Raw genomic sequence first — 23903 nt, 5'->3', positions numbered from 1 at the left:
GCCAGGCGCCCCAGGCGGCATCGAGCAGCGGGACGCCATAGGGGCGCTGCCCTTCGAGCGCGGCGAGCGCCGCCCGGACCGCCGCCTCCGCGTCCTCGTCGGGGGCCGCGAGCCAGCCGTGGTAGTCGAGGGCGAGGCGGGCGGCGTCCTGGATCGCCCCCGCATCCATGATCCGCTCGCTGTCCCGCATGGCCCGCAGCGGCAGGCCTTCCAGCGCCGCGGCGAGGTGCCAGGGGTCGATCAGGTGGCCATCCGCCGCGGCCTGGCGCCGGGCCGCATCGAGACGGCTCCGGTGCAGCAGGGCCGGCAGCAGCGGATGCAGGGCGGTGGCGGCATCGAGCCGGGCGACCGCTGCGCTGGCCAGGGCAAGGGCCGCCAGCAGGGCCGGGTCCCCGAGATGCGGGGGCGTGTCAGCCCGCCTGCTCGATGCCAACGACACCGGTGAGCCCCCTCCCCTCAGAATCGGTGCGATTTACCCGATTCAGAACTTCACTTCAAACTCTCGCTTATTTTCTGGCCAAGGGGCAACCCGAGTGGTACCCGCACGGCGTCGTCGGTCGTGTCGAGGCCCCCGGCATGCCATCGCGGCCGCCACGAGGCCCGAAAGCGCGTCGCGCCGGCGCCCGTACGCCGGTCGCGGGGAGCCCGGAATGCCACCCTGCACGCGGCAGAATGCCGCTCCGACAAGGGCTTGCGCCTCGGCCTGCCGGGGTGCCCGGCGCCGCCCGGCAGGCAGCCTGGGCTGGCCGCCGGATACTGGCGCGGGCTCTTGATGCGCCTGCAAAGGACCGGATGAGTGCGACTTGCGAGATTTGACAAAGCCCAGGACAGGCGGTTTCCTCGGCCAAGTTGATCCTCAATCGTGAGATCCACCCTCACCCTGGCCGCCGCTGGCCGGGGCGCAGCAGGACAAAAGGGGCCCCGGCATGGCGCTGGTCGGCTACGCGCGCGTCAGCACCGAGGACCAGGCCACCCGGCGCCAGCTCGATGAGCTGCGCACCGCCGGCTGCGGCGAGGTGGCCGAGGAGCACGCCTCGGGCGGCGACCGCGACCGGCCCGTGCTCACCCGCACCCTGGCCCGGCTACGGCCCGGCGACACCCTGGTCGTGGTCTCGCTCGACCGCCTCGCCCGCTCGCTGTCGCACCTGCTGGAGGTGATCGAGGGCCTGCAGGCCCGCGGTGTGCACTTCCGCTCGCTCCGCGACCCCGTCGACACCGCCAGCCCGCAGGGCCTGTTCACCCTGCAGGTGCTGGGGGCGGCCGCCCAGCTCGAACGCGCCCTGATCCGCGAGCGCACCCGCAGCGGCATGCAGGCCGCCGCGGCACGCGGCCGGCGGGCCGGCAACCCCGGCCTGCGCGCCGGCGATCCGGCCGCCATCCGCCAGGTCACGGCGGCGCGGCGGGCGGCTTGGCTGGAGGGGCTGGCCGCCGGCGCCGATGCCTGGCTGCCCGCCGTGCGGCGGCTGCGGGCCGAGGGCCGGCCCTGGGAGGCGGTGGTGCGCTACCTGAACGCCCGGCAGCCGGCCGGGGCGCCGCGCTGGACCGGCGAGCGGCTGCTGCGGGCCGTGCGGGCGCTGGCTGCCGAGGGCATGGCGAAGCGCTCGCTCCTCGACCCCGTCCCGCGCCGGGCGGCGCCGGACCGGCTGCTCGCGGTGGTGGCGGGCATCGTGCTCAGCGACCCGCGAGCCACCCTGCGTCAGATCGGGGCGCGGCTGGCGGCGCTGCGCGAGCCAACGCCGCGCGGCGGCGCCCACTGGCGGCCCGGCTCGGTCGCGCATGTCCTCGCCCGCGCCAGGAAGGCGGGCCTGCTGCCGGCCGCATAGGCGACGCCGCCAACGCCCCTGCAGCAGAGACTGGTCCGCCGCGCAGCAATCCGACGCCGCAGCACTGCCGGCCAGGGGTGCACCGGTCGCACCAACAAGGACATGCCTCGCGGGCCTCGCGCACGCCGCCGGGCCAGTCGCATCAATGAGGAACCGCGACAGGTGCCGTCGGCCCAGCCCCGACCGCGCGCCGCCCCGCGGCACCGGTCCGGGGCAAGCCCGGGGGCGCTATGGCTGCCGTGGCCGGCAGCAAGCAGCCACGCTGACCACGCCACCCCGCGCCGTCGCCAAGCCGGCCAGCAACATGGATCAGGGCACGGATGATGGTCCGATGCCCTGATTCACGACGCGACGACACGAATCAGGAAACGCGACAACGACCATGCGCGCGAGGCGCGTGGCCTCCGCCGGAAGGGTCGCGGCAAGAGCGGCCATTCCCGCGGTCAAGCGCTGCGCACCGTCGCCGACCGGCTCCTGGCTGTTGCCTGCGCCATGCTGAAGGCTAGTTCCACCTCTAGTCGCTTCGGGCATACGACGGGGCCACGCTTATATGCTGTGGCGCATATTGGCCATTTATCTTTCGCGCCGTATAAATCCCACCTACACGGCGGAGCATATAGGGTGTCGGTGCCCGACATGATGGCCCGCGATCCGCGGCAGATTGGCATGGCCTTGCGGCGCGCACGGCGTGCCCAACGGCTAACCCAGTCGCAGCTGGCCGACAAGGCCGGCGTCACCCAGGCCACCATCTCCCTGCTGGAGAATGGGTTGGAGGGGGTGAAGCTGAAGACCGTCACTGACATCCTGGCGGCGCTTGGCCTGGAGCTCGTCGTCCGCCCTCGCCGGACCGAAGCCGCAGCCGATGACGTGGCCGGGCTGTTCTGATGGGCCGACGGCCGCTTCGTCGTCCGCTCGATGTCCGCATGAACGGGCGCCTCGTGGGAGAGCTCCGGAAGGAGCCATCAGGCGGCATCGAGTTTCATTACGACCGTAGTTGGCTGGGCTGGGAGAACGCCATTTCGGTGTCGTCCTCTATGCCGCTGCGAGAAGAGCGCTTCGCTGGTGCCGTCCCCGCTGCTTTCTTCGAGAACCTCCTGCCTGACGACCGTGCGATCCGGGTCGCTGTCGCCGCACGGACGAATGCCGAGAGCCCCGACACCTTCGATCTCCTGGCGGCACTGGGGCGAGACTGCATTGGGGCGTTGCAGTTCCTGCCTGCTGGTGCGGATCCCGGCGCGGTTGGCGTGGTGCAGGGACGCACAGTCACGGAGGCGGAAATTGCGGCCCTCCTCCAGGACTTGGCGCGGGTGCCGTTGGGTGCCGGGTCGGATCCTGAGTTCCGCATTTCACTCGCCGGGGCGCAGGAGAAAACGGCCCTGCTCCGGCACCAGGGCCAGTGGCTAATCCCGCACGGCACGACCGCCACGACCCACATTTTGAAACCGGCAATCGGACCGCGCCGGGACGGGCTGGACCTGTCTCGCAGTGTGGAGAATGAGTGGCTGTGCCTGCGCCTGGTATCCGCCTTCGGCCTTCCGGTGGCCGCGGCGGAGATGGCCACCTTCGAGGCCCAGCAAGTCCTCATAGTGGAGCGATTCGACCGCCGTTGGATGCCGGACGGCCGCCTCCTTCGCCTCCCGCAGGAGGATCTCTGCCAAGCGCTGGGCGTCACGGTCTCGAAGAAATATGAGGCCGACGGCGGCCCGGGGATCCTGGCACTGCTGGCGCACCTACGGGCCAGCGACGACCCGACCGGCGATCGCCGCCGCCTGCTGCAGGCCCAAGTGCTGTTCTGGGCGCTTGGGGCGACGGATGGCCATGCGAAGAATTTCAGTCAATTCCTACGGCCGGGGGGGCGGTTTCTGCTGGCACCGCTGTACGACATCATGTCCGCGCAGCCGAACGTCGACGCAGGCCAGATCCAGCAGAACCGCTACAAGCTGGCGATGGCCGTCGGGACAAGCCGGCACTACGTGGTCGGGCGGATCACGCGGCGGCACTTCATCGAGACGATGATGGGTGCGGGGCTGTCGGCGAGGGACGCCACCGATCTCCTGGACGACCTTGTAGTCCGGGCGCCAGCAGCGCTGGACCAAGCTCTGGGCGGCCTGCCGGCCGGCTTCCCGCAAGACCTTGCGGATGCCATCGCCCGGGGCGTCCGGGCACGCTTCGGCTTGCGCCCAGGCCACTGAGGCGAGTTTGCGACAACGGCGGCATGGCTGGTGGAAAGGCCGAATTCAGCTCTTGTCTCAGTGAGTTGTGCTCGATTTGCAGACTTGCAAGTGACCGCTGCGGGCTCACCCCGGGGCAGGCGAGCGCGGCGCAAGAGAGGGCGTCGTGTCTACGCGCCAGGTCAGTACCAGCCCCTTCCGTCCCGGCCGGCCACTGCGGCCCTGGAAGGGCTGCCATGAGCGATCCGCGCTGACCAGCCCTGGAAGCGGAAATGCATCCTTGGTCAGGGCACCGATGATAAAGGTACGCAGAGCGTATCCGATTGGAGCCAGATGCGCCGCGCTCGCGCCGCGACCGGAAACAAGGCGGTGCGGATTGCCGGGCTCTCAGCACCCGAGATGCCCGGCGTCATTCACCCGATTTTCGTGAGCCATCCTGCAACATCACGATCCCACAGCGATACGGGGGGCCAGAGTTCCAGGCTTTCTCCTCACGGTTTCCTTGCTGTCGCGCCCCGGGGACAGCGTGCACCCCGCACGCATGCCGCTTCGGTGCGGGCCAGCCTGAGCATCCCGGCGCCATAACAGGTCTCTCGGACAGGCAAGCGCTGGGTGACCAATGATAAAGGTACACCGTACCCGGGCCGATGATCAGGGTACAGACACCCGATGAACTCGGTACGATGACTCGGGCCGAGACCGATGACGAAGGTACGCGACTCCGAGCCGCAACCGATGAAAAGGGTACCCATACCTAAGGACTCAATTTCCTAAGACCTTTCCTAAGGCTAACTCGAAGCTTGCAATTTCAAATCGAAACGTACCACTATCATCGGTGCGCACTCGCTGCATCGGTCAGCTTTCGCTTTTGTGCCGACTGAGCCTGGAATTGCGCAAGTGGTTCACGCCAACGCCGCACTTGTGCTACAAGCGCTTTGGGATTCGATCCCGAGTCGCATTGGAGCCGCCCCGTGCCGCCGCGCCAACCACTGGGTCAGCAGGTCCACACCGCCTTGGCGCTGAACGATCAGGCCGGTGCGCTACAGTTGGCGGCCTCGGCCGGCCAACTCGACCTGTTCGAACGTGTGCGCCAAGTGGCCGAGGCCGAACCGGCCCCGAGTTTCCTGCACTCCGCCCTCTGCGCCATGAGCCTGCCGGTCCGTCGGCCCGCCGATGACCAGAAGCCGATCATCCGCCAGGACGGTCAGTACACGCTTCTCATCACTCCCAAGGCCATCGTTCACCCCGAGGGTGGGCAGAGGGTGCTCAAGGTGCTTGGGGTGCCTTATGGGTCCCTGCCCCGACTTATCCTCATCCACATCATGTCGGAGGCGGTCCGCACCAGGTCGCGCCAGGTACACCTAGGCGACACGTTCACGGATTGGATGCGGCGGATGGGCTTCCGTACAGCTAGCTACGGGCCGCGCGGCTCGGCGACGCTGGTACGACAGCAGCTCGACCGCCTGCTGGCTTGCGAGTGGATGATCCGTTGGGACAGCGAGAAGATCGACGGTAGCAACGAGTTCGCGATGAAGGAGCTCAAGCTGGCGAATGAGTGGGTCGGCACCACGGCCAGCCATGGCGCCTTCACCCGCGAGATCGTCCTGACCGAAGCCTTCCACAATCACCTCGCTCGCCACGCGGTGCCGCTGAACGAGCACGCGATCCGCCAGATCCGCGAGTCTGCCACGGCGCTCGACCTCTACACCTGGCTGGCTTATCGCCTGCCGCGGATCAGCCAAGCCAAGCCGATTTCCATGAGCTGGCAGCAGCTGGCTGCCCATTTCGGCAATGAGCAGGCCAATATGCGCAAGTTCCGCCAGACGGTGCGGGACGCCTGGGAGCACCAGGTCTCCGCCGTCTATCCGGAGGCACGCGCCGAGTTCGATACCTCAATCATTCGCCTGCACGCTTCGCCGGCGCCACTGCAGCAGAAGTTGGTGCAGGGCGCCAAGCTGGCCGTCATTGCAGGTAGCTCGATCGATGATAAGGGTACGCCCGCCCCAACCCTCCTTCCAACCGTCACCCTGCCGACCGCGACCGGATCGGACATCCCTGCCCGCTTCCTCAAGGCATTGCGGGCCTCGCTGGAACCATCGCTGGCCAATGTCTGGCTGAGGGACGTGCGGCTGGAACACCGGGACGAGGGCTGGGTGCTGGCCACCACCAGCAGCTTCAAGGCGGACTACATCCGCGCGCATTTCGGCCAGGCGCTGGATCATGCCGCCGAACATGTCGGACTGGCGCACAGGCCTGACGTCCGCATGCGCAAATCTGACAAACCCTGACCCCGGACATCGCCGTGCCAGCCAGTGTCGACCTGATAGAGGGCCTTTTCACCCGCTCCCTCAACGTGTTGGGCTCGCTGCGCGGCGAGGCCGAGGAGGGCGTCCGCAAGGGGCCGCATTTTCCGATCACCCGCGCCGCAGAACTGGTGAACCGCACCCCAGCCGCCATTCGCGATGCAGAAAAGGACGGCAAAATTCCCGCCGTGGAGCGTAAGGCCTCGGGCCGGCGCATCGGTTATTCGCTAGCCGAGGTGAACCACATGCGGGAGGTGTTCGGCACCCGACCTTGGCGAGCGCCTGGTGACCCGCTCTCAGTCATTGCGGTCCAGAACTTTAAGGGCGGGGTCGGGAAGTCGACCGTGTCTGCCCACCTTGCGCAGTACCTTGCTATCAAGGGTTACCGGGTCTGCCTGATTGACTGCGACAGCCAGGGTTCCACCACTGCGCTGTTCGGCTATGCGCCCGACCTGGACGTCTCCGAAGATGAGACGCTCTATCCCTTCTTTCGACACGCAGAGACCACGAGCCTAGCCTATGCGGTGCGGGAAACCCACTGGGACGGTTTGTACCTGATCCCGGCGAACCTCAAGCTTTACTCGGCGGAGTACGAACTGGCGGCGCGCATGGCGCGGGCGGACTCCACCTTGTTGAATAGGCTAGGAGAGGGAATTGCCTCGATCGGCGACCACTTTGACGTCGTCATCCTCGACCCACCGCCAGCACTAGGTACTATCTCCCTCTCGGTGATGCGAGCAGCGAACGCGCTGCTGGTGCCGGTGCCTCCAACCGTGGTGGACTTCACCTCCACCACCTCTTTCTTCGCTATGCTCTACGAAACCATGGCCGTGCTGGCCGATCGCGGCATGCCGGTAGATCTCGCCTGGATGCGCATCCTGGCGACCCGGGCTGATGAGCAGAAGTCGATCCAAACCGAAATGCTGGGAATGATGCGCTCCCTGTTTAGCGAAACCATGCTGCGTACGGTGCTGAAGGACAGCGCCGAAATCGACAATGCCTCGGCCCGGCTGATGACGGTTTACGAACTGGAAAAGCCGGTCACCTCGCGCGAGACCTACCAGCGCTGTCTGACCTACCTGAATGCGGCGAATGCCGAGATCGAGACCCAGATCAGGCTGACTTGGCCGAGCCACCGGGAAGCGCTGAAGGCGATCGGAGTGCTCTGAGCGGGAGAATTGCAGCTCTGCAAATGGCTGATAACACACTGAGTTAGAAAAGGAATTCGGCGTGGCGACGGGAAACAAGGGCTTTGCAGCCAAGCTGACCGGCGGCGCCGGCGGAGAAGGGGAGGGGGCTGCCAAGTCCGCCGCTGCTCGTCTGCCGCCGCGTACCGGCATTTTGCAGGCCCGCGACAACACCCTAGCCCAACTCGCTCGCGGTGCCGCGGTGACCCGGACGCAGGAGTTGGTTGACCCTGCGCGCTGCCGGATTTGGGAGCAGCACAACCGCGACTATGCCGCCCTGAACGAGACGAGCTGTGCCGACCTGATCGAGAGCTTCAAGGCTCAGGGCAAGCAGGAGATGCCGGCAATCGTACGGCGTCTAACCGGCGACCCGCAGCACGATTTTGAGGTGATCTGCGGCGCCAGGCGACACTGGACCGTCGCCTGGATGCGGGCGAACAACTACCCCGAGTTCCGGTTCCTTATCGAGCCGCGGGAGTTGACGGACGAAGAGGCATTCCGGCTTGCGGACCTGGAGAACCGCAACCGCCGGGATCTCTCTGATTACGAGCGCGCCTGCGACTATGCCCGGGCGTTGGAGCGGCACTATGAAGGTAGCCAGCAGAGGATGGCGGAACGGCTGGAGGTGTCAGCCAGCTGGCTAAGCCGCTTCCTGGAACTCGCCAAGCTGCCCGAAGAGGTGGTGTCGGCCTTCGCGTCACCGCATGAGCTTCGGATAAGCCACGCCGCGTCCCTTGCTCCATTGCTCAATGTGCCGGTGAAGCGGAACGCGATCCTGACTGAAGCCAGCGCCATTGCTTCGGAGCAGGCCCGTTTGCGCGAGGAACGAAAGCCTGGACTTCCTGCGGCTGCAGTGGTGGGACGGTTGGTTAAGTCGAGTGCCGCGCCTTCCAAAAAACCCAAGACTCCACTGGAGTATATAGTGCGTACGGACGACGGAGCAGTGTTGCTAAAGGCCGTGCGAGCTAGTCGTGGCGAGAGTGCCCTGACGATTTCAGTTCCGGCGCCGCGGAAGGTAACTAAGCACACTCTAATGTCCGCCATCGAAGAGGCGCTAGTCAAGCTGGCCCTGTCCTAACAGCCCTGTTACATTACACTGTTCCTCGGGGATAGTGCCGAAACTACCCGTTTGGGCTGCGGAGTTTACAGGCAGTGACATGCCTGGGCTGCCTTGCGAGAAGGGCTTTTCCACGAGGTAACCACGATGCGGAACCCAAGCCGGGTAACGCATGGTCGCATTCCGCGTCCAGCCCGCGCCGCCACTCGCGGCAGCAGGCGGCGCCGATCAGTCCGGGGCGAAGGTGACGGCCAGGGCCATGCCGGGTCCGTCAAGCACATCTAGTTCGCCGCCGAGCTGCCGGGCCAGGGAACGCATGATCGGCATCCCCAGCCCCTGCGCGCCGGCGGGCGACGTCGCCGGCGGACCTGCGCTCGCCCCGACCACGGGGCCTGTACCGTCGTCGCGCACGACCAGTCGCAGCCCCCCACCGGCATGCGGCTGCAAGCTCACCGCGAAGACGCCATCGCACCCGGGGCGGAAGGCATGCTTCGCCGCGTTGAGCGCCGCCTCGTTCACCAGCAGCACGAGTGCGGTCATGCGGCCGACCGAAAGCGGCGCCGGGCATCGTCAACTTGTCGGGCTACAAAGGCGCGCGTCGTCGCGCGGCAGCCCGGTCCTGAGCTTCACGCTGCCATTTGGACGCACGTCTCCTGCCGCCACACTCGGAAGGCTTCGGCACGAGCATCCCGATACTCGGCAGCGGTCATCAGGTGCCGCCGCGGACGGAAGTGGCCATAGATCATGGCGTGGGATGACAAGAAACGCTGCGCCTGCTCCGGCGACTTGAACCGCTGCATCTGCCGCTCGCGCCGTCGCGTTGGCCGGTGCGAGTTCTCCGCTCTGTTGTTCAGATACCGACTGGTTCGGTGCTTCACCTCGGGCACCAGCTCGCGGTGCGCTACCCCGTAGCTGCGCAGGCCATCCGTGACGAGGCGCTTGGGCTTGTACTTCAGGCCAGCTAGCAGGCGCTTGAAGAAGCGCTTGGCGGCCGTGGCATTCCGGCGGTCCTGCACCAGGACGTCGAGCACGACGCCGTGCTGGTCCACCGCACGCCAAAGGTAGTGTAGCTCGCCGTTGATCTTCAGGAACACCTCATCGAGGTGCCAGGTATCGCCGGGCTTCGGCCGTCGTCTCCGGAGCTTGCGGGCGAAGTCGGCCCCGAACTTGAGGCACCACTGGCGGATGCTCTCATGGCTGACCGTGACGCCCCGCTCGGCCAGGATGAGCTCCACCTCTCGGAAGCTCAGGCCGAAGACGTGGTAGAGCCAGACAGCTTGGTTGATGATCTCGGCCGGGAAGCGGTATCCGGGGTAGGTGGCGGGCTCGGGCGTCATCTCGTCAGCATACCCCAACCGCTTCGTTCCGGCTAGGGACCGCGAACTTGACAATGCCCTGGGCTGGCTTCGGTATCGGGGCTCTCACCCAGGCACTCGGCTGGCGCTGATGGCTCAAGCCGACGTGGAACCGGGTGTGCCATCCTGATCGCGTTTTCGCTTCACTTGCCGCAGCGGCCGAGCGAATGGTCCTGCACGCGTGGGGGGCGGGCGCCAGCGCGTTGTCCCGACCGGCCTTTCGGCGGGGCTTTGGATGGTAGCGCCTGACTGGTCGGGGGCCGCACCAGGATGCCCGGGTATGCCTCTCTCTGACACCGCCCCTGGCGTCCTTACCGCCGCCCGCCGATACCCGCTGCGGTTGGTCACCCCGCCCAAGCACACCACCCCTGTGTTGCTGGCGGTTATCCCCGGCGCCAATGCTTCATCGGCGACCGACCAGCAGACCAAGGGCGAAACCCAGTGCCCCCACCACCGCCAGCGCGATTAGCGGATCGCTCCTGACCGCCCCGCCCGCATACTGACTGGCCTGGGCGCCCTGCCGATACGCCTCACGGCCAGCACGCGAGATGCCTTCCTGAGCCGTCGCTGCCAGGCGGGCGGCCTCCTGACCTGCTGTACCGGCTACGGACCTGACGGTTTCGGACGCGCCGCGAAGGGATGCCCCGAGATCGTCCACCGTAGCCGTCGCACTCGAGGCGCCATGCTCGGGTGCCGCCGATCCTGATCGGCCCTGGTCCGAAGGTGTGCGGTTGCTTGAGCCTTGCATGGCGTCCTTGCTGTGGGCGCCCACCGCCGCCGCTCCGCTGCCCTCGATTGGCTCACTCATCGACCAACACTCCCTCCCGGTTACGAACGGAGAACGCACAATCCGGCTCGGTGTCAGCGACTTAACGGAGATGTCAGTGCGGCGGAGCACCGAAATAGACCGGCCGGTGAAGTTTTGAGACGTGACAGTTGTTATACCAACCTGATCTGACCGCACCCGACCGCGGCGCCACCACACCAACAAGTCCTTGCATCGAGGGGGCCGTCGGGACTGCCTCATGTTTGGGGGTGGAAACGGACAGTCTACAATCTGCGGTGGAAGGTTCTCTATGGGACTGCCGCAGAATTGGGGGCTCACCACCGAGAGCGGGTATGCTCTGGCTCGTTTTCCCCGCTGAGGTGGTGCCGACGTGGCTTGGATCGTGAGACTGGTGAGCGTACAGGCCGACGGGACGGAGCACAGCACCGACGTTCTGCAAATCCCCAGGCCCGACACCCTCGCCGACCTGGCCAGCCTGGGCCTGACCCTGGCCGAGAGCAAGCAGCTCCTGGCCGGCGTACAGCAGGAGATCGTCGCCGCGCAGGCTCGTCTTCATGCCGCGCTCCGCCCGGAGTGCCGGCACTGTGGTGCCACTTGCCGGATAAAGGACTATCGTCAGCATGAGGTCGCAACACTGTTCGGCCAGGTGACGGTCCGGCTGCCCCGTTTCCTCTGTGCCGGATGCGGTACCACCGAGGCTGGCGTGGACTGGCCACCACGTGTCCGCTCAACCCCGGAGCTGGACCGGTTACGCGCCCAGCTCTCTGCCCTACTGACCTACCGGACCGCGGCTGACCTGCTCGGTCAGATGTTCCCGGTCGATGCGGGCTTGGATTGGCTGTGTCCACGAAATCCGGCCCAGCAGTGATGATGAATTGTGGCCCACCTGCCGGTGCTGACCGGCCTGGCTGGGCCGCGGCCCAGCCAGGCCGGTCAGCATCGCGGTCTTGGTGTCCTCCTTATGGCTTGGCGGCCTTGCGCTGCGCCGTGGTGCAGCGGAACCGGTAGGAGTCCACGCCGGTGGTGATGATGTGCGCCTGGTCGGTAAGGCGGTCGATCAGCGCCTTGCACAGCCGAGGGTTCGGAATGACCTGCGGCCACTCCGAGAACGGCAGGTTGGTGGTGACAATCACTGCCGCCTTTTCCGCTCGGTCGGCGATTACCTGGAACATCAGCTCGCAGGCGGTTTCGGCAAGGAGCACGTAGCCCAGCTCGTCTATGCAGATCAGGTCGAGCCGTTCCCAGCGACCAAGCGCACGGCTGAGTTGGTTGGCGTGCGCCGCCTCGGCCAGCTCATTGATCAGCCCGCTCGCCGTGGTGAACCGCACCCGCCGCCGCTGACGACAGGCGGCTACGCACAACCCGGTCGCCAAATGCGTCTTTCCCGTGCCCGCTTCGCCGACCAGCAGAACTGGCTCTGCCTTGACGATGTAACCGCCCTCGGCCAGCCCACGCAGTTGCGCGGCCGAGACGCCGGAGCGATCGAACTCGAACCCCTCCAGCGTCTTCATCCGCGGCAGTCTCGCCTCTTGTAGCAGGCGCGCGATGGCGCGGCTCTCGCGCTCCTCCATCTCGGCCGTCAGCAGTGCCTCGAGGTAATCCACATGCGACTGCTTCTCCCGCACCGCGGTCTCTTCCAGGCGCCGGAACTGGCCTCCAATGCTCGGCATCCGCAGCGCCTTGCAGTGCTGCCGGATGACCTGATCCTGCATCTCGCTCATCACGCTGTCCCCGCGCAGGGGCTGGAGTGGAGCAGCATGTCGTAGTCGGCGACACTGGGCATCGGCCGGTCGTAGCGGGCCAGCGCGCCGACATCCACCGCGGCGGGCGCCGTCTTATGCAGCCCCGCCTCGGCCAGCAGATAGCGCACCGCCGCCACATCGCAGGCTCCCAGCGACACCGCCGTAGCGATTGCCACGCGCAGCCGCTCCTCGCCGAACTCGCGGCCCAGCATCAGCACCGCCACCATGGCGCGGGTGCCGTCTTGCTTGCCGTGGCGAGCCTGCAACCGAGCCCAGAGTTCGTCGTGGCAGGCCAGCCAGCGTCCGGCCTGCCGCCATTGCTCCAGCGGCCTGGACCCGGCCAACGCACCCGGCTTGTGGCCCAGAACGTCGAGATAGTGCTCAAGGTCCAGCACCTGCTGACGGCGGCCGTGGCAGCGCTCGTGACGCGCTACCCGTCGCCCACCCTGCCAGATCTCCACATGCAACGGGTGCACCCGCGCCTCCACCCGGCTGCCCGCCGGGGCGGGCACCGAGTAGGCGTTGGTCTTGACGGTGACGCAGCCCAGCTTGTCCACTACCGGGAATACCACATCGGCCAGGTTGAACCCCTCGGCCGCCGGGCGCAGCAGGTGCTCACGCTCCATCGCCATCACCGCACTGACAGCCTCGCGGCGGCCGTCCAACACCCGCGCCTCGTCCGCGCGGCAGCCCGCCAGCAGCAGCGCGTTCAGCGCATCGAGATCCGTCACCACCGGCACCGGCACCAGGTGGTTGCGCCGGAAGTAGCCGACCTCGCCCTCAATGCCGCCTTTCTCATGGCCTTCGCCAGGGGTGCAGAACTCCGCCGCAAACCGCCAATGCGAGCGGAACGCCACAAACCGCACCGTCTCCTCTCGCCGGTGCCCGCGCAGAATCTTGCGCACCGCGCTCGTCAGGTTGTCGTACCGCAGCAGCCGGAACACCCCACCGAAATAGTCGAATGCTGCTTCGTGCGCCTCTAGGAACGCTTGCTGCGTCGCGTGCAGATACCCGCGATGGAACGCCGCCCCGCTGGCCATCGAGCGCATCGCAAACACCTGCACCTTGGTGCGGTCCCCGCCAAGGTCCACCCAGGCTTCGTACCAGTCCACCTGCGCCTCCTGGCCCAGGGCGTAGCTCTGCGGCACGAAGGTCTCCCGCAACACCAATCCCATCGCCCGTTTGCGCTCGCGCACGTGGTTGCGCACCGTCGACTCCGCCACCACCACGCCAGGAAACGCCGTCAGCAGCCGCCGGTGCAGCCGACGCGCTGTGTGGCGCTGCTTGCGCGGCGCTCGCCGGTCTTCCTCCAGAACACCATCGATGAAGGCCAGAACTGCATCGAGCTTCGGCTTGGCGCGCTGGCGGTACTGCCGCGGCGGCGGCAGCGCATTGGCCAACGCCTGCCGCACCATCCGCCGGTGCACCCCGAACTTCGCCGCCACGCCAGCGATCGTGCCCACGCCAAACTCGTGCTCCCGGCGGAGCTGTTCGAACAAATCCACCTTGGCTTTCCAATCCACTCTTGGTCCTCCGGGTCATGCCCGAAAGACCCTAGGTTGAGGGACAGCAGGTGGGCCAACTTTCGCCAGCACGCCTGGGCCAACATTCGCTAGCAAAGCCATTGGATCCGGAGAGCTTGCGCCGCCACACCTTCAAGGTCGCCGAGACCTTGCCGATGCGACCAGCAACCGAGGCGCCTGCCAGTGCCGGTGCCGAGACGGTCACGGTGACCTTGGACGCGACCTTCGTCCGCAGTTGCGAGGACGGCGAGCGGCACCTGGAGGTCCGGATCGGCAATGTCGAGACCGAGGCAGGAGGACGGCAGGTCTTCGGTGCTGTGGCGAAGACCGACACCGATCTCGCGGCGCTGATCCGCGGCAACCTCGATGCGGTCGGGCGGACACCGAATACGGTGCTGACCGCGTTCACCGATGGCTGTTTAGGACTACGGCGCATCCTGCTCGACGCTGGCATAGCTGACCTGCCGATTTTGGACTGGTTCCACCTCGCCATGCGGCTGCAGCACCTGACGCAGGTCGCCGGCACCTTGTCGTCCGACACCCCGGAACGCGCCGCGGCGAAGGTGATGATCGTCGAGGAGGTCGAGCACTTGCGCTGGCGATTGTGGAACGGCAAGGCCCGGGACGTTGTGATCAGTCTCGATCGCATCCGTGCCGTCATGCATCACTTCCGGGGCGAGGCGGACGGCCGGCGCTCCGTCGCACCCTCGCGCAAGCTATGGACCACCTTGCGGGCGCTGAACGGCTATCTGCTTGGCCAGAGCGACTGGTTGGTCAACTACGCCGAGCGGCACCGGGCGGGGCAGCGGGTCGGCACGGCCCTGACTGAGGGCACGGCCAACTTCCTGGTGAACCGTCGGATGGCCAAGTCGCAGCAGATGCGCTGGACCCGGCGCGGTGCCGACCGCGTGCTCCAGGTCCGCTGCGCCGTCTACAACGGCACACTCGGCACCGGCTTCGGACAGCGTTTCCAAGCTGCCAACGATCAGCACCCGGCGGTCGCTACCGCAGCGTGACCCCCAGAGATGCGGCAGTCCCCATACCGTCGACCGATGCAACACGATGGCAGTGCCCCCGAGAGCCCGGTCAAGCTGTTTAGAACTCTGCCCGTAGCGAGAGATAGAGCGAGCGTCGTGCCTGCAAGCCGATCGACTGCCGCTGTTTCTCGGTCACCAGGTTCGAGCCTTCAGCGGCCAGGGTCAACCGATCGTTCAGTCGGTAAGCCAGGCGCGCGCCGACCGATGCGTAATCATCAACAGTGACGTAGGTCGCGGTGGAGTTCACGAAGCGCCAACCGGATGCAGTGCTGGCGTAGCGCAGGAAAGCATCGGCTTGGAATGGTCCCGAACCCCATCCCAATCGCCCTGAGACGAGGTGTCGCGGCGATGCATGCTTCGGGTCGAGTTGGACAGTCGGGTCGAGCGAACCAGCGACCGACGCCAGCCGGTACTCGATGCCCCAGTCGAAACCATGGGCAAGCTTGCCTTTGCCAGACAGCTCGATGCCTGAAACTTCCAGCTTCGGCAGGTTTTGTGGCGTTTTGACGAGCCCAGAGACACCTGGATTCATGGTCCATGGCGCGCCGAAGCTGCTGCTGATGTCGCGGTTGCTCTGGTGGAAAACGGTGATACCGAGGCTGGCATCGAGCGCTGCTACGTGCCGGCGGTATCCGATCTCGTAGTTGTCCACGATAGTCGGCCTGAGGTTGGGATTGCCAACGATCAGGAAGGGCCCGATGCTGGTAAGCGCGCCGAGATCAATCAGACTCGGCATGCCGATGCCGCGGGCGGCCGAGAGCCGTACGGTATCGGTCGGGCTGGGCCGCCAGACGAGGCCGGCATTGTAGGCAAAGGTGCCGAAGTCACGATTATTATAGAGCGAGTTACGGTTGGGATCGGCCGCCGAGTTGTAGCCTGAGCCTTCCAGCCACACCTGATCTCGCCGACCTGCCAAGGTGAGTTCCAGCGTGTCTAGGATGGCCCAGTTCCACATGGCTCCGATGGCGACCACATCATAGCCAACCTGGGCGGTGCCGATATGCAGGGCATTGTGGCGATACTCGAAGGAGGGTCGCAGCGTGTGGCGGGCACCGAGCTTCAACGTATCGCTGAGTTGCACCACCGTGACGCCTTGGTCAAAGTGAAGGCTCCTATAAAGATCACTCTCTACCCCATTGTGGTAAACAGCGCCCTCAACCAAGCCGATGCCAGTCTCGGCGGTGATACGGCCCCGCAGACTCCAGGTCCTGGTATCACTGTAGTTCAGGGCGCCAATGTCGATCGCGGTCTCCCGCGTCCGGGAGTAGCTGGCATCGAAGGATGCCTGTATGTGATCTGTGATCCGGGCAACGGTGTTCGTGGCGAACTGAAAGCGCTCAGGGTCCTGCTGGTAGGCCTTGCCTGCCTCACCGGGCAGGAAGCCGCTCCGCCAGGGTGACGCATCACGCACGCCGGCCGAGAGCCGAACACCGCTGCCCTCACCAAGCGGTGCTGTCGCCACTCCCGACGCCTCGCGGTAGCCGTGCGTGCCCAGGCGCACCGTGGCATTGCTGACGCGGTCGAAAGCCGGGTTGTAGGTGACGATGTTCACGACACCGGCGACGGCATTGAAGCCGAACAGCGCGGTATTCGGACCGCGCACCACCTCGATCTGGCGGATCTCGCCAAGCTGCACCGGCAGCGCCGCCCATTTCGTGCGGCCGTAATCATCCAGGTAAACTTGTCTTCCGTCGATCAGAACGAGCAAGCGAGGGTTCGATGGCGTGGCCAAGCCGCGGGCTGAGACAGAAAAGTCCTGCTCGTTGTACTGTAAGACATCGAGCGAGGTGTAGCGGGCGAGCACCGTCGGGATGTCATGGGCGCCGGATCTGCGGATCTGCTCGGCGGTGATGATGTCCATGGCCACCGGCACCTCGGAGGCGCGCTGCGGCTTGCCCGTCGCGCTGGTGGTGACCGGTTCCTCGAACAGCGCCTCGAGCGCACCGTAGTCGAGGCCCTGCGCCGCCGCGGGCCCGCCCGCGGTGAGGGCGAGGAGGCCGAGCGCGGCCACGGCGCGGCGCTTCGGATGCGGTGTGGGTACTTGCGCGCGCACGGTCAGCGCTCCTGGATCATCATGCGGAAGGCGGCGGAGAAGGTGACGCCCGCGGCCTGGGCGGCGGCCCGGCTGACCAGGATCTCCACCCGCGGCTCGCTGCGGACCGCCATGACCACGCGGCTGCCATCGAGCGCGCTGGGCGAGGTGGCGATGAGCGGGATGCCGCGGCCGGCGAGGGCACTGGCGATCTGCTCGGCCTCGGGCAGGGCGGCCTCGGTCAGCAGCAGCGCGGCCACCTGCGCCTGCCCGGCGGCCTCGGTCGGCACCAGCCGCGGGCGGAGCGTCAGGGCACCGGCGCGCAAGCCATCGCCGCAGAGGGCGGCAACCCGCTCTGCCTCAGCTTTCCCAGTGGGCGACGATCTCGAGTAGACGATCCCAAGCTCAGCTGCGCCCTTGGGAGCGCGATCGAGAAAGCCCAGGGCTCGGGCCAGGATCTGCAGGTCGCGGACTGAGGCTTCGGCCGCGGCGGGTGGAGCGGCGACACAGAGTGCTATGACCCCGCACAGAGCGGCGTACCGAACCCGGGCCCTACCGCCTCTGGAAATGCGGGCAATCATTTTTCGCGTATCCTTAGCTGGAGAGCGGCGGGCGCCCTGGAGCGACGTCGGCCACCGTTTATCTCGCTATATTTCGCATAGCACAAACGACCGAATTGCCTGCGTCTTGCCGCTGTCGGCGGTGCCTCTAAACAGCGGAATGCGTCGGTAAGCCGAGGAGGCACCGAGGCGGCGGCCAGAAGCGCGCAATTAGGCATTTTTCGCATTAAATGCCTGGCGGCAGCACCATGCTGTTCTCGCCGAGGTGTTCCGTGTCGTTCTCTGCTCTCGCCCTGCCGCGCATCCTCCCCCAGGCCCGAGGTCTCCTGTCGCACTGGATGACGCTGAAAACGCCCGAGGCTGACATGGTGCGCATCGTCACCCTGCTCGCCGCGATGGCGTCAGTGGTCATCGCTCTCTGCCTGCCGGCCGCCTACCTTTTTGCGGTGCACGGCCGTCTGCAAGGTGCGCTCGAGACCAGCGCCACCCTGCACGCCGCCGAGGTGGTCGAACTTGCGCGGCAGAACCCTGCCTTCTGGGAGTTCGACGGGCTGCGCATCGCAGCACCCGCCGACGCCGCGGCAGGCAAGTCGGCCGAGCGGCGGCGCGTGTTCGACGCCAAGGGCCGTCTCGTCGTTGAGGCGGCAGACGAGGACGGGCTCGCCTGGCCAGTCCTGACCCGGCGCGCTCCGATCTACGATGCAGACATGCTCCTCGGCGAAACCGAAGCCGCCCGTTCGATCCGGACCGAACTCAGTATCGCCCTCGCCCTCGCCATGACCTCAGCCCTACTCGGCGGCGCTATCTTCGTGGTGCTGCGGGTCGTCCCGCTGCGGCTGCTGCGGCGCGCCCTCGACCGCGCCGCCTACCTGGCCGCCCACGACCTGCTGACCGGCCTGCCCAACCGCGGCATCTTCGGCGACCGGCTGCGCCAGGCCATGACCCAATCCCACCGCAACGGGCAGCCCTTGGCCGTGTTCTGCCTTGATCTCGACCGGTTCAAGGAGGTCAACGACACCCTGGGCCATGCGGCGGGCGACAAGCTGCTACGCGAGGTCTCGCGCCGCCTCTCCGCCTGCCTGCGTGACAGCGACACCCTCGCCCGCCTCGGCGGTGACGAGTTCGCCGTCATCCAGCCGCGGGTCGCGCAGCCACACGGAGCAGAAGCCCTGGCACGACGGATCATTGCCGCAGTCGAGCCGCCCATCGACCTGGATGGCCAGCAGGTCACGGTCGGCGTCAGCGTCGGCATCGCCCTGTCGCAGCCGGAGCAGGCCATCGAGCCGCTGCAACTGCTCAAGGATGCCGATCTCGCCCTTTATCAGGTCAAGGAGAACGGCCGGGGCGACTTCTGCTTCTTTGCACCGGAGATGAACCAGCGGCTGATGGAGCGGCGTGCCCTCGAGGCGGATCTCCGCCGCGCCCTCGGCGAGGGCGAGTTCCGGCTGCACTACCAGCCGCAGATCGACCTGCCGTCTGGGCGGGTGATCGGCGCCGAGGCGCTGCTGCGCTGGAACCGTCCTGGGTGGGGTAACGTGTCACCCGACCAGTTTATCCCGCTCGCCGAGGAGACCGGCCTGATCGCCCAGATCGGCGCCTGGACGTTGCAGGAGGCTTGCCGGCTGGCCGTGACCTGGCCCGAGGAGCTCGGCGTGGCGGTGAATGTCTCGGCTGTGCAGTTCCGCCTGCCCGGGCTCTACGAGGCCGTCGCGGCGGCGCTGGCCACCACCGGGCTGCGGCCCTCGCGGCTCGAGCTCGAGATTACAGAGGGCGTGCTGCTGCACGACACGGACGAGACGCTGGCCATGCTGTACCGCCTGCGCCGGCTCGGCGTCAAAATCGCCATGGACGACTTCGGCACCGGCTATTCCAGCCTCGGCTACCTGCAGAAGTTCTCCTTCGACAAGATCAAGATCGACCGCGGCTTCATCCGCAGCCTGGGCCAGGACGCCAACTCCGAAGCTATCGTCCGCGCCGTCGTCGGCATCACCCGCAGCCTTGGTGTGCGCGCCAATGCCGAGGGGGTCGAGACCGACAGTCAGGCCCGGCTGCTGCAAGCCGAGGGTTGTGGCGAGGTGCAGGGTTACCTCTTCGGCAAGCCCATGCCGGCCGAAGATTTCCGAGCGTTTTTTCTAAATGTCCGTCCGGGAAGAGGTTGAATAAGGTCAGTGGGTCACCACTTGAGCGGGAGGACTGCCTCATGTTTGGGGGGTCGGAACGGACAAGCGATAAGGGCTCGTCCGCTGATAACTGAACCAACCCGGCTGGGACGCGCGAGGCGACTCAAGCTGCTGCGGAGACGGCGTCGAGCGGTTATCCATGGACGAGCCCTAACCACAGCGCGATTTAGCCACGCCCGTGCTCCCGTTACTGCGGTCAGCGGCCGTTCCCAACAGCCAAAATCCAAGTCACGCACGCCACTTCACAGAGAGCATCGGGCCGCACGTTATCGCCTGTCCGTTCCGACCCCAAAACATGAGGCAGTCCCGCCGCTGCCGGGACTGCCTCATGTTTTGGGGTCGGAACAGCGGCGAGCGACTATCCGCGGATAAGCCCCAACCAAAGCGCGATTTCCGTCCCGTCCGTACTCCACTACTGCCACCCGCGCCCGTTTCCACTAGCCGCACAATCTGGAGGCTTCTGTGAGGTCGCGGCACGAACGCCGCCGCAGCGCAGGCGGTGGGCGCGACCTCATTGAAGCCGGATTGAACTGAACCGCGGGATAGCGACGGCTATGGGGAATGTAAGCTGCTGCGGGGGTCTGATGCGCATCGCTGGGCGATGCGGCAGGATTGGCGCCGGCAGGAAATCGAACGAACTGGAGTAATTGGGTGTGTCGGGTGTGCCTTGGTTGCGCGACGAGCGCCGGATGCAGGTCCTTTGGGGCTGCCCCGGAGCTCCAGAGCGCGACACGACACATCTTGGCCCGCACCGCAGTCGGCGGTTTCTGAGATCGCAGCGCTGATGGCGAACCGCGGTGGCGGGGTCATGAGGTATCGCACCAGTGGTGCGGCCAGAAGCTCGCGGCACAACGCCAGTTTGGCGGTGCGATGACGGTTGGCGAGGAAGCCGATGTGGCGGATGCGGTGAAATCCGTCGGGTAGCGTATGCTGCAGGAAGCGGCGGATGAACTCGTCGGCGGGGAGCGTCATGACCTTGGTCTTGGCGTCCTGGCGGTAGTCCTTCCAGGTAAAGCTGACCCGGCCATCGTCGAGGTCGACCAGACGACTGTTGGCGATGGCGACGCGATGAGTATAGCGGCCAAGGTAGCCGAGCACCTGCTCGGGCCCGGCGAAGGGGGGCTTGGCATAGATGACCCAGTCGAGGCCAGCCAGGGCGTCGAGCCGGGTGGCAAAAGCGGCCGGATCCACCAAGGTGGCGAGCGTGCCAGGGAAGCGCAGCTCGCCCTTGCTGAATGCGGCTGCCAAGTGCTGCAGGAATACGTCGCGGAAGCGGCGGGAGAGCAAGCGAACGGGCAGGAAGAAGCCAGGTCGGCAAGCGATCCAGCGGGACTGGTCGGGCGAGATCCCGCCAGCAGGCACGATACAGTGCAGGTGTGGATGGTGCTGCAGGGTCTGTCCCCAGCTATGCAGCACCGCGATTGCGCCGACCTCAGCACCGAGGTAGCGGGGGTCGGCCGCGACGCTGTGCAGCGCCTCGGCCGCAGCGTGGAACAGGATGGCGTAGACGCTTGCCTTGTTGTGGAAGGCGATGTCGGCTGCAGCGGCCGGCATGGTGAAGACGACATGGAAGTAGGGCACCGGCAGCAGCTCGGCCTGGCGCGCTGCCAGCCACTCGGCACGGGCCAAGCCCTGGCATTTGGGGCAGTGGCGATTGCGGCAGGAGTTGTAGGCGTAGCGGACCAGCCCGCAGTCGGTACAGTGCTCGGAATGGCCACCTAGCGCCGGCGTCCGGCATGCCTCGATCGCTGCGAGGACCCGCCGCTCGGTGCGGCCAAGATGAGCCGCGTGCGCCTGCCGATAGGCTGGGCCATGCTGACGGACGATGTCCGCCACCTCCAGCATGGGACGCATCACGCCGGCTCAGTGGGACGGCGTGACCTCCAGCCGTAGTCGCTCAAGCGGGCTCGGCGTCCGGCCGATCGTGCTGGTCGCAACCTGCGTATAGCGGGCCGTGGTCTGCAGGTTGTTGTGACCGAGCAAGACCTGGATGATGCGGATGTCGGTGCCGCTCTCCAGCAAATGCGTGGCGAAGCTGTGCCGCAGCGTGTGCACCGTCACCCGCTTTTCCAGCCCGGCCGCGGCCCGGGCAGATCGGCAGGCACCGTGCAGCGCGGTCGGGTGCAGCGGCTGCTCGGCGTCGCGACCAGGGAACAGCCAGTGGGTCGGCCGCGTCAGGCGCCAATAGCTGCGCAGAATGCCGAGCAGCTGCGGTGACAACATGACATAGCGGTCCTTGGCGCCCTTACCCTGCTCGATACGGATCACCATTCGACTGCTGTCGATGTCGGCCACCTTGAGGCTAACGACCTCCGAGACCCGCAACCCGGCGGCATAGGCGGTGGTCAGCGCAGCGCGATGTTTCAGCCCCGCGACCGCCTCGAGGAAACGCACAACCTCGTCGGCACTGAGCACCACCGGTAGTTTGCGCGGCTCGCGGGCGTGCGGGATCCGCTCCGGCAAATCGCCCCGCCCAAGGGTCACCCCAAAAAAGAAGCGCAAGGCACAGACGGTCTGGTTGAGCGCCGGCCAGGACATGCCGCCAGACACCAGATGCACCTGGAACCTGCGTACGTCCTCAAGGTCCAGCCGATCCGGCGAGCGGCCGAAGAACTGGCTGAACTTGGTGACGGCATACAGGTAGGATCGCTGGGTCGCCGGCGAGAGATTGCGGACCATCATGTCCTCGATCATCCGACGGCGAAGAGGGCTCACAGCAGCCATCATGGGGGTCTCCCGTCACTGGGGTGGTTGCACACCCCGAGACCCTGACAGACGGCAGATCACACCGCGCCAGTTCTACTCCCCTCATCTCGAAAGCGGTTTAGTTCAATCGCCTGAATTCAGCGAGGGCAATACGATTCGCCTACTGCGCGGCCGACGGCGGTAGCACCAAGGGAGTGTCAAAAACTCGGGCAAGCCGCTTGCCGGGCCTCGGCTGGTCGATTTGGCTAGGGCCGGACCAGAAGGGCAGGTCAGATGCAGTGGACGGTGCGGCTGGAGGCAAAGACGGGACATGGCGAGCTGGAGACGACCGAGTTGGTCACGCTCAGGCGGCCGGTGGCGGAGTGCTCTCTCCCGGACCTTGGCCTCGCGCTGGCTGAGGCGAAGGCGCTCCTGACCAAGCTGCAGTGGATCATGGTGCGAAGCCAGGCGGCAGAGTACGTAGCCGGTCACACGGTATGTGACCGCACCGTCCTCATCATCGACATCCAGAGCAGCGCGGAAGTCTTGTCCGTCGCCGGCCGGGGCTGCCAGTCGCGAGGTGCGGCGTCTCAGAATAATGTTACGAATTAAAATCTAAGATTTTCTATGTGGAATGGTTAAAGTGAAAATTTTTCGGCTTCAACTACAGTGAGGAGCGGACCTTCCGGTCCGCTCCTCCATACCTGCCACACTCCTTGTTAGAGCCTGATCAAGAGGCCGCTCAGGACGTCTCGGTACTCAGTAGCCGCTTGATCTCGGCCCGGCGCGCTTCAAGGGTGTGGCGTTCCGCTGCCATCCGTTCGAGACGAGCGTCGATCCTGCGCGCCTCGGCCTGCAATGCCGCGACATCGACCTGAGCGAAGTTCGGGCTTGCAAGCTGCTTGCGGAAGGCGATTAGCGCCGACCTGCTCGTGGTCGGGGTGACCAGACCCCTCGTCCACGCGGCCTCAAGCTCGTGGGGTTCGAGTAGCGCGACCTGATAGGCGGCCGAATAGGAAGCCGGACAGGCGTCCTCGGGCAAACGCCCGTCGTCGATGGCGGCAGCTACCGCCCGGAACTGGTTGGCTACGCTCTCGCTTAAAGGGAACAGCCGCTCGAAGCCGGCCTTGAGAGCCTGCCGCTCGATTCTCGTTCGCATCATGCCGTCGAGCCGGTTCAGCGCCCGGCCGATCTGGATGAAGGACGCCTTGGCGCTGTTCCAAGCGTGCTCGACCTCGTGTCGTGTCTCAACGATCGCTCGGACCCTGGATTCGTCGTCGAGCAGCGTGGTCCCGGCAAACACCTCGCGCACGGTCTCGATCATGCCGGCACCGGCCGCCACCAGCCGCCCAAATTCTACTGGCCGAAGATCGGCGGGCGGTGCCTCGTCGGTGTCGAGGGCGGCGAGCAGCCGCTTTGAAGCCCTCGCGCTCACAGCCCGGCCTCGCGCGCGACGAAGTT

The 23903-nt window shown here is 66.5% G+C and carries 18 protein-coding genes and 2 pseudogenes; 10 read left to right on the top strand and 10 right to left on the bottom strand.

Annotated features, from left to right (window positions below):
• A pseudogene (locus Q7A36_RS32465) lies at nt 1-439 on the bottom strand (hypothetical protein); the annotation flags it as partial.
• Between the two features lie 487 nt (nt 440-926).
• On the opposite strand from Q7A36_RS32465, the gene Q7A36_RS32460 reads away from it, so the two are divergent.
• The 6 genes from Q7A36_RS32460 (at nt 927) to Q7A36_RS32435 (ending at nt 8562) form a co-directional block, all read left to right on the top strand.
• On the top strand, nt 927-1823 hold the full coding sequence (locus Q7A36_RS32460; RefSeq protein ID WP_305107946.1) for a recombinase family protein: 897 nt from the start codon (nt 927-929) through the stop codon (nt 1821-1823).
• A 621-nt stretch (nt 1824-2444) separates the two neighbouring features.
• Nucleotides 2445-2708: a helix-turn-helix domain-containing protein gene (locus Q7A36_RS32455; RefSeq protein WP_305107945.1), complete on the top strand. Its 264-nt coding sequence runs from the start codon at nt 2445-2447 to the stop codon at nt 2706-2708.
• Between the two features lie 38 nt (nt 2709-2746).
• Complete coding sequence (locus Q7A36_RS32450) at nt 2747-4015, top strand: type II toxin-antitoxin system HipA family toxin (RefSeq protein ID WP_305107944.1); 1269 nt, start codon at nt 2747-2749, stop codon at nt 4013-4015.
• 992 nt (nt 4016-5007) lie between these two features.
• Nucleotides 5008-6282, top strand: coding sequence for a replication protein RepA (locus Q7A36_RS32445; RefSeq protein ID WP_305107943.1), 1275 nt, complete (start codon nt 5008-5010; stop codon nt 6280-6282).
• A gap of 14 nt (nt 6283-6296) precedes the next feature.
• Nucleotides 6297-7466 (top strand): AAA family ATPase, encoded by a 1170-nt coding sequence (locus tag Q7A36_RS32440; RefSeq protein ID WP_305107942.1) that lies wholly within the window; start codon nt 6297-6299, stop codon nt 7464-7466.
• Between the two features lie 61 nt (nt 7467-7527).
• Nucleotides 7528-8562 carry a ParB/RepB/Spo0J family partition protein gene (locus tag Q7A36_RS32435; protein ID WP_305107941.1) on the top strand — a complete coding sequence of 345 codons (1035 nt, stop codon included), beginning with the start codon at nt 7528-7530 and terminating at the stop codon, nt 8560-8562.
• Between the two features lie 207 nt (nt 8563-8769).
• Here Q7A36_RS32435 and Q7A36_RS32430 read toward each other — a convergent pair whose 3' ends face one another.
• Both Q7A36_RS32430 and Q7A36_RS32425 read right to left on the bottom strand, forming a co-directional pair.
• Nucleotides 8770-9081 (bottom strand): ATP-binding protein, encoded by a 312-nt coding sequence (locus Q7A36_RS32430; RefSeq protein WP_305107940.1) that lies wholly within the window; start codon nt 9079-9081, stop codon nt 8770-8772.
• Nucleotides 9082-9167: 86 nt separating this feature from the next.
• Nucleotides 9168-9878 carry an IS6 family transposase gene (locus Q7A36_RS32425; protein WP_305107939.1) on the bottom strand — a complete coding sequence of 237 codons (711 nt, stop codon included), beginning with the start codon at nt 9876-9878 and terminating at the stop codon, nt 9168-9170.
• A gap of 1196 nt (nt 9879-11074) precedes the next feature.
• Here Q7A36_RS32425 and Q7A36_RS32420 point away from each other — a divergent pair.
• A complete protein-coding gene (locus Q7A36_RS32420; RefSeq protein WP_305107938.1) occupies nt 11075-11551 on the top strand; it encodes a hypothetical protein in 477 nt (158 codons plus the stop codon).
• Between the two features lie 91 nt (nt 11552-11642).
• Here the strand turns inward: Q7A36_RS32420 and istB are convergent, their stop codons facing one another.
• Entirely contained in the window at nt 11643-12404 is a 762-nt protein-coding gene (istB, locus tag Q7A36_RS32415) for an IS21-like element helper ATPase IstB (RefSeq protein WP_305107937.1), read from the bottom strand.
• Nucleotides 12404-13948, bottom strand: a complete 1545-nt coding sequence (istA, locus tag Q7A36_RS32410; protein WP_305107936.1) for an IS21 family transposase — start codon at nt 13946-13948, stop codon at nt 12404-12406. Before istA ends, istB begins: the two co-directional genes overlap by 1 nt.
• A 50-nt stretch (nt 13949-13998) precedes the next feature.
• On the opposite strand from istA, the gene Q7A36_RS32405 reads away from it, so the two are divergent.
• Nucleotides 13999-14964, top strand: a complete 966-nt coding sequence (locus Q7A36_RS32405; protein ID WP_305107935.1) for a hypothetical protein — start codon at nt 13999-14001, stop codon at nt 14962-14964.
• 79 nt (nt 14965-15043) lie between these two features.
• Here the strand turns inward: Q7A36_RS32405 and Q7A36_RS32400 are convergent, their stop codons facing one another.
• A complete protein-coding gene (locus tag Q7A36_RS32400; RefSeq protein ID WP_305107934.1) occupies nt 15044-17038 on the bottom strand; it encodes a TonB-dependent receptor plug domain-containing protein in 1995 nt (664 codons plus the stop codon).
• Nucleotides 17039-17040: 2 nt separating this feature from the next.
• On the bottom strand, nt 17041-17343 hold the full coding sequence (locus Q7A36_RS32395) for a YfiR/HmsC family protein (RefSeq protein ID WP_305107933.1): 303 nt from the start codon (nt 17341-17343) through the stop codon (nt 17041-17043).
• A gap of 506 nt (nt 17344-17849) precedes the next feature.
• Between Q7A36_RS32395 and Q7A36_RS32390 the strand changes: the two genes are divergently transcribed.
• The gene (locus Q7A36_RS32390; protein ID WP_305107932.1) at nt 17850-19736 is read left to right on the top strand and encodes a putative bifunctional diguanylate cyclase/phosphodiesterase; all 1887 of its coding nucleotides are present in this window, start codon (nt 17850-17852) and stop codon (nt 19734-19736) included.
• Nucleotides 19737-20450: 714 nt separating this feature from the next.
• Here Q7A36_RS32390 and Q7A36_RS32385 read toward each other — a convergent pair.
• A pseudogene (locus Q7A36_RS32385) lies at nt 20451-21611 on the bottom strand (IS91 family transposase); the annotation flags it as partial.
• A gap of 9 nt (nt 21612-21620) precedes the next feature.
• On the bottom strand, nt 21621-22484 hold the full coding sequence (locus Q7A36_RS32380; protein WP_370655741.1) for a tyrosine-type recombinase/integrase: 864 nt from the start codon (nt 22482-22484) through the stop codon (nt 21621-21623).
• A 252-nt stretch (nt 22485-22736) separates the two neighbouring features.
• Between Q7A36_RS32380 and Q7A36_RS32375 the strand changes: the two genes are divergently transcribed.
• Nucleotides 22737-23054, top strand: a complete 318-nt coding sequence (locus Q7A36_RS32375; RefSeq protein ID WP_305107931.1) for a hypothetical protein — start codon at nt 22737-22739, stop codon at nt 23052-23054.
• A gap of 130 nt (nt 23055-23184) precedes the next feature.
• Here the strand turns inward: Q7A36_RS32375 and Q7A36_RS32370 are convergent.
• Nucleotides 23185-23903, bottom strand: a 719-nt coding sequence (locus Q7A36_RS32370) for a hypothetical protein (protein ID WP_305107930.1), incomplete at its 5' end; no start/stop codon positions are given.

This window comes from Paracraurococcus lichenis, assembly GCF_030657435.1.
Lineage (GTDB): Bacteria > Pseudomonadota > Alphaproteobacteria > Acetobacterales > Acetobacteraceae > Paracraurococcus > Paracraurococcus lichenis.
This window is presented reverse-complemented; position numbering and strand designations above follow the sequence as displayed.

Excerpts from the sequence above, each read along its gene's own strand:
- istB (WP_305107937.1), bottom strand. The coding sequence starts at position 12,404 with ATGAGCGAGATGCAGGATCAGGTCATCCGGCAGCACTGCAAGGCGCTG.
- Q7A36_RS32375 (WP_305107931.1), top strand. The coding sequence starts at position 22,737 with ATGCAGTGGACGGTGCGGCTGGAGGCAAAGACGGGACATGGCGAGCTG.
- Q7A36_RS32460 (WP_305107946.1), top strand. The coding sequence starts at position 927 with ATGGCGCTGGTCGGCTACGCGCGCGTCAGCACCGAGGACCAGGCCACC.
- Q7A36_RS32425 (WP_305107939.1), bottom strand. The coding sequence starts at position 9,878 with ATGACGCCCGAGCCCGCCACCTACCCCGGATACCGCTTCCCGGCCGAG.
- Q7A36_RS32380 (WP_370655741.1), bottom strand. The coding sequence starts at position 22,484 with ATGATGGCTGCTGTGAGCCCTCTTCGCCGTCGGATGATCGAGGACATG.
- Q7A36_RS32450 (WP_305107944.1), top strand. The coding sequence starts at position 2,747 with ATGAACGGGCGCCTCGTGGGAGAGCTCCGGAAGGAGCCATCAGGCGGC.
- Q7A36_RS32430 (WP_305107940.1), bottom strand. The coding sequence starts at position 9,081 with ATGACCGCACTCGTGCTGCTGGTGAACGAGGCGGCGCTCAACGCGGCG.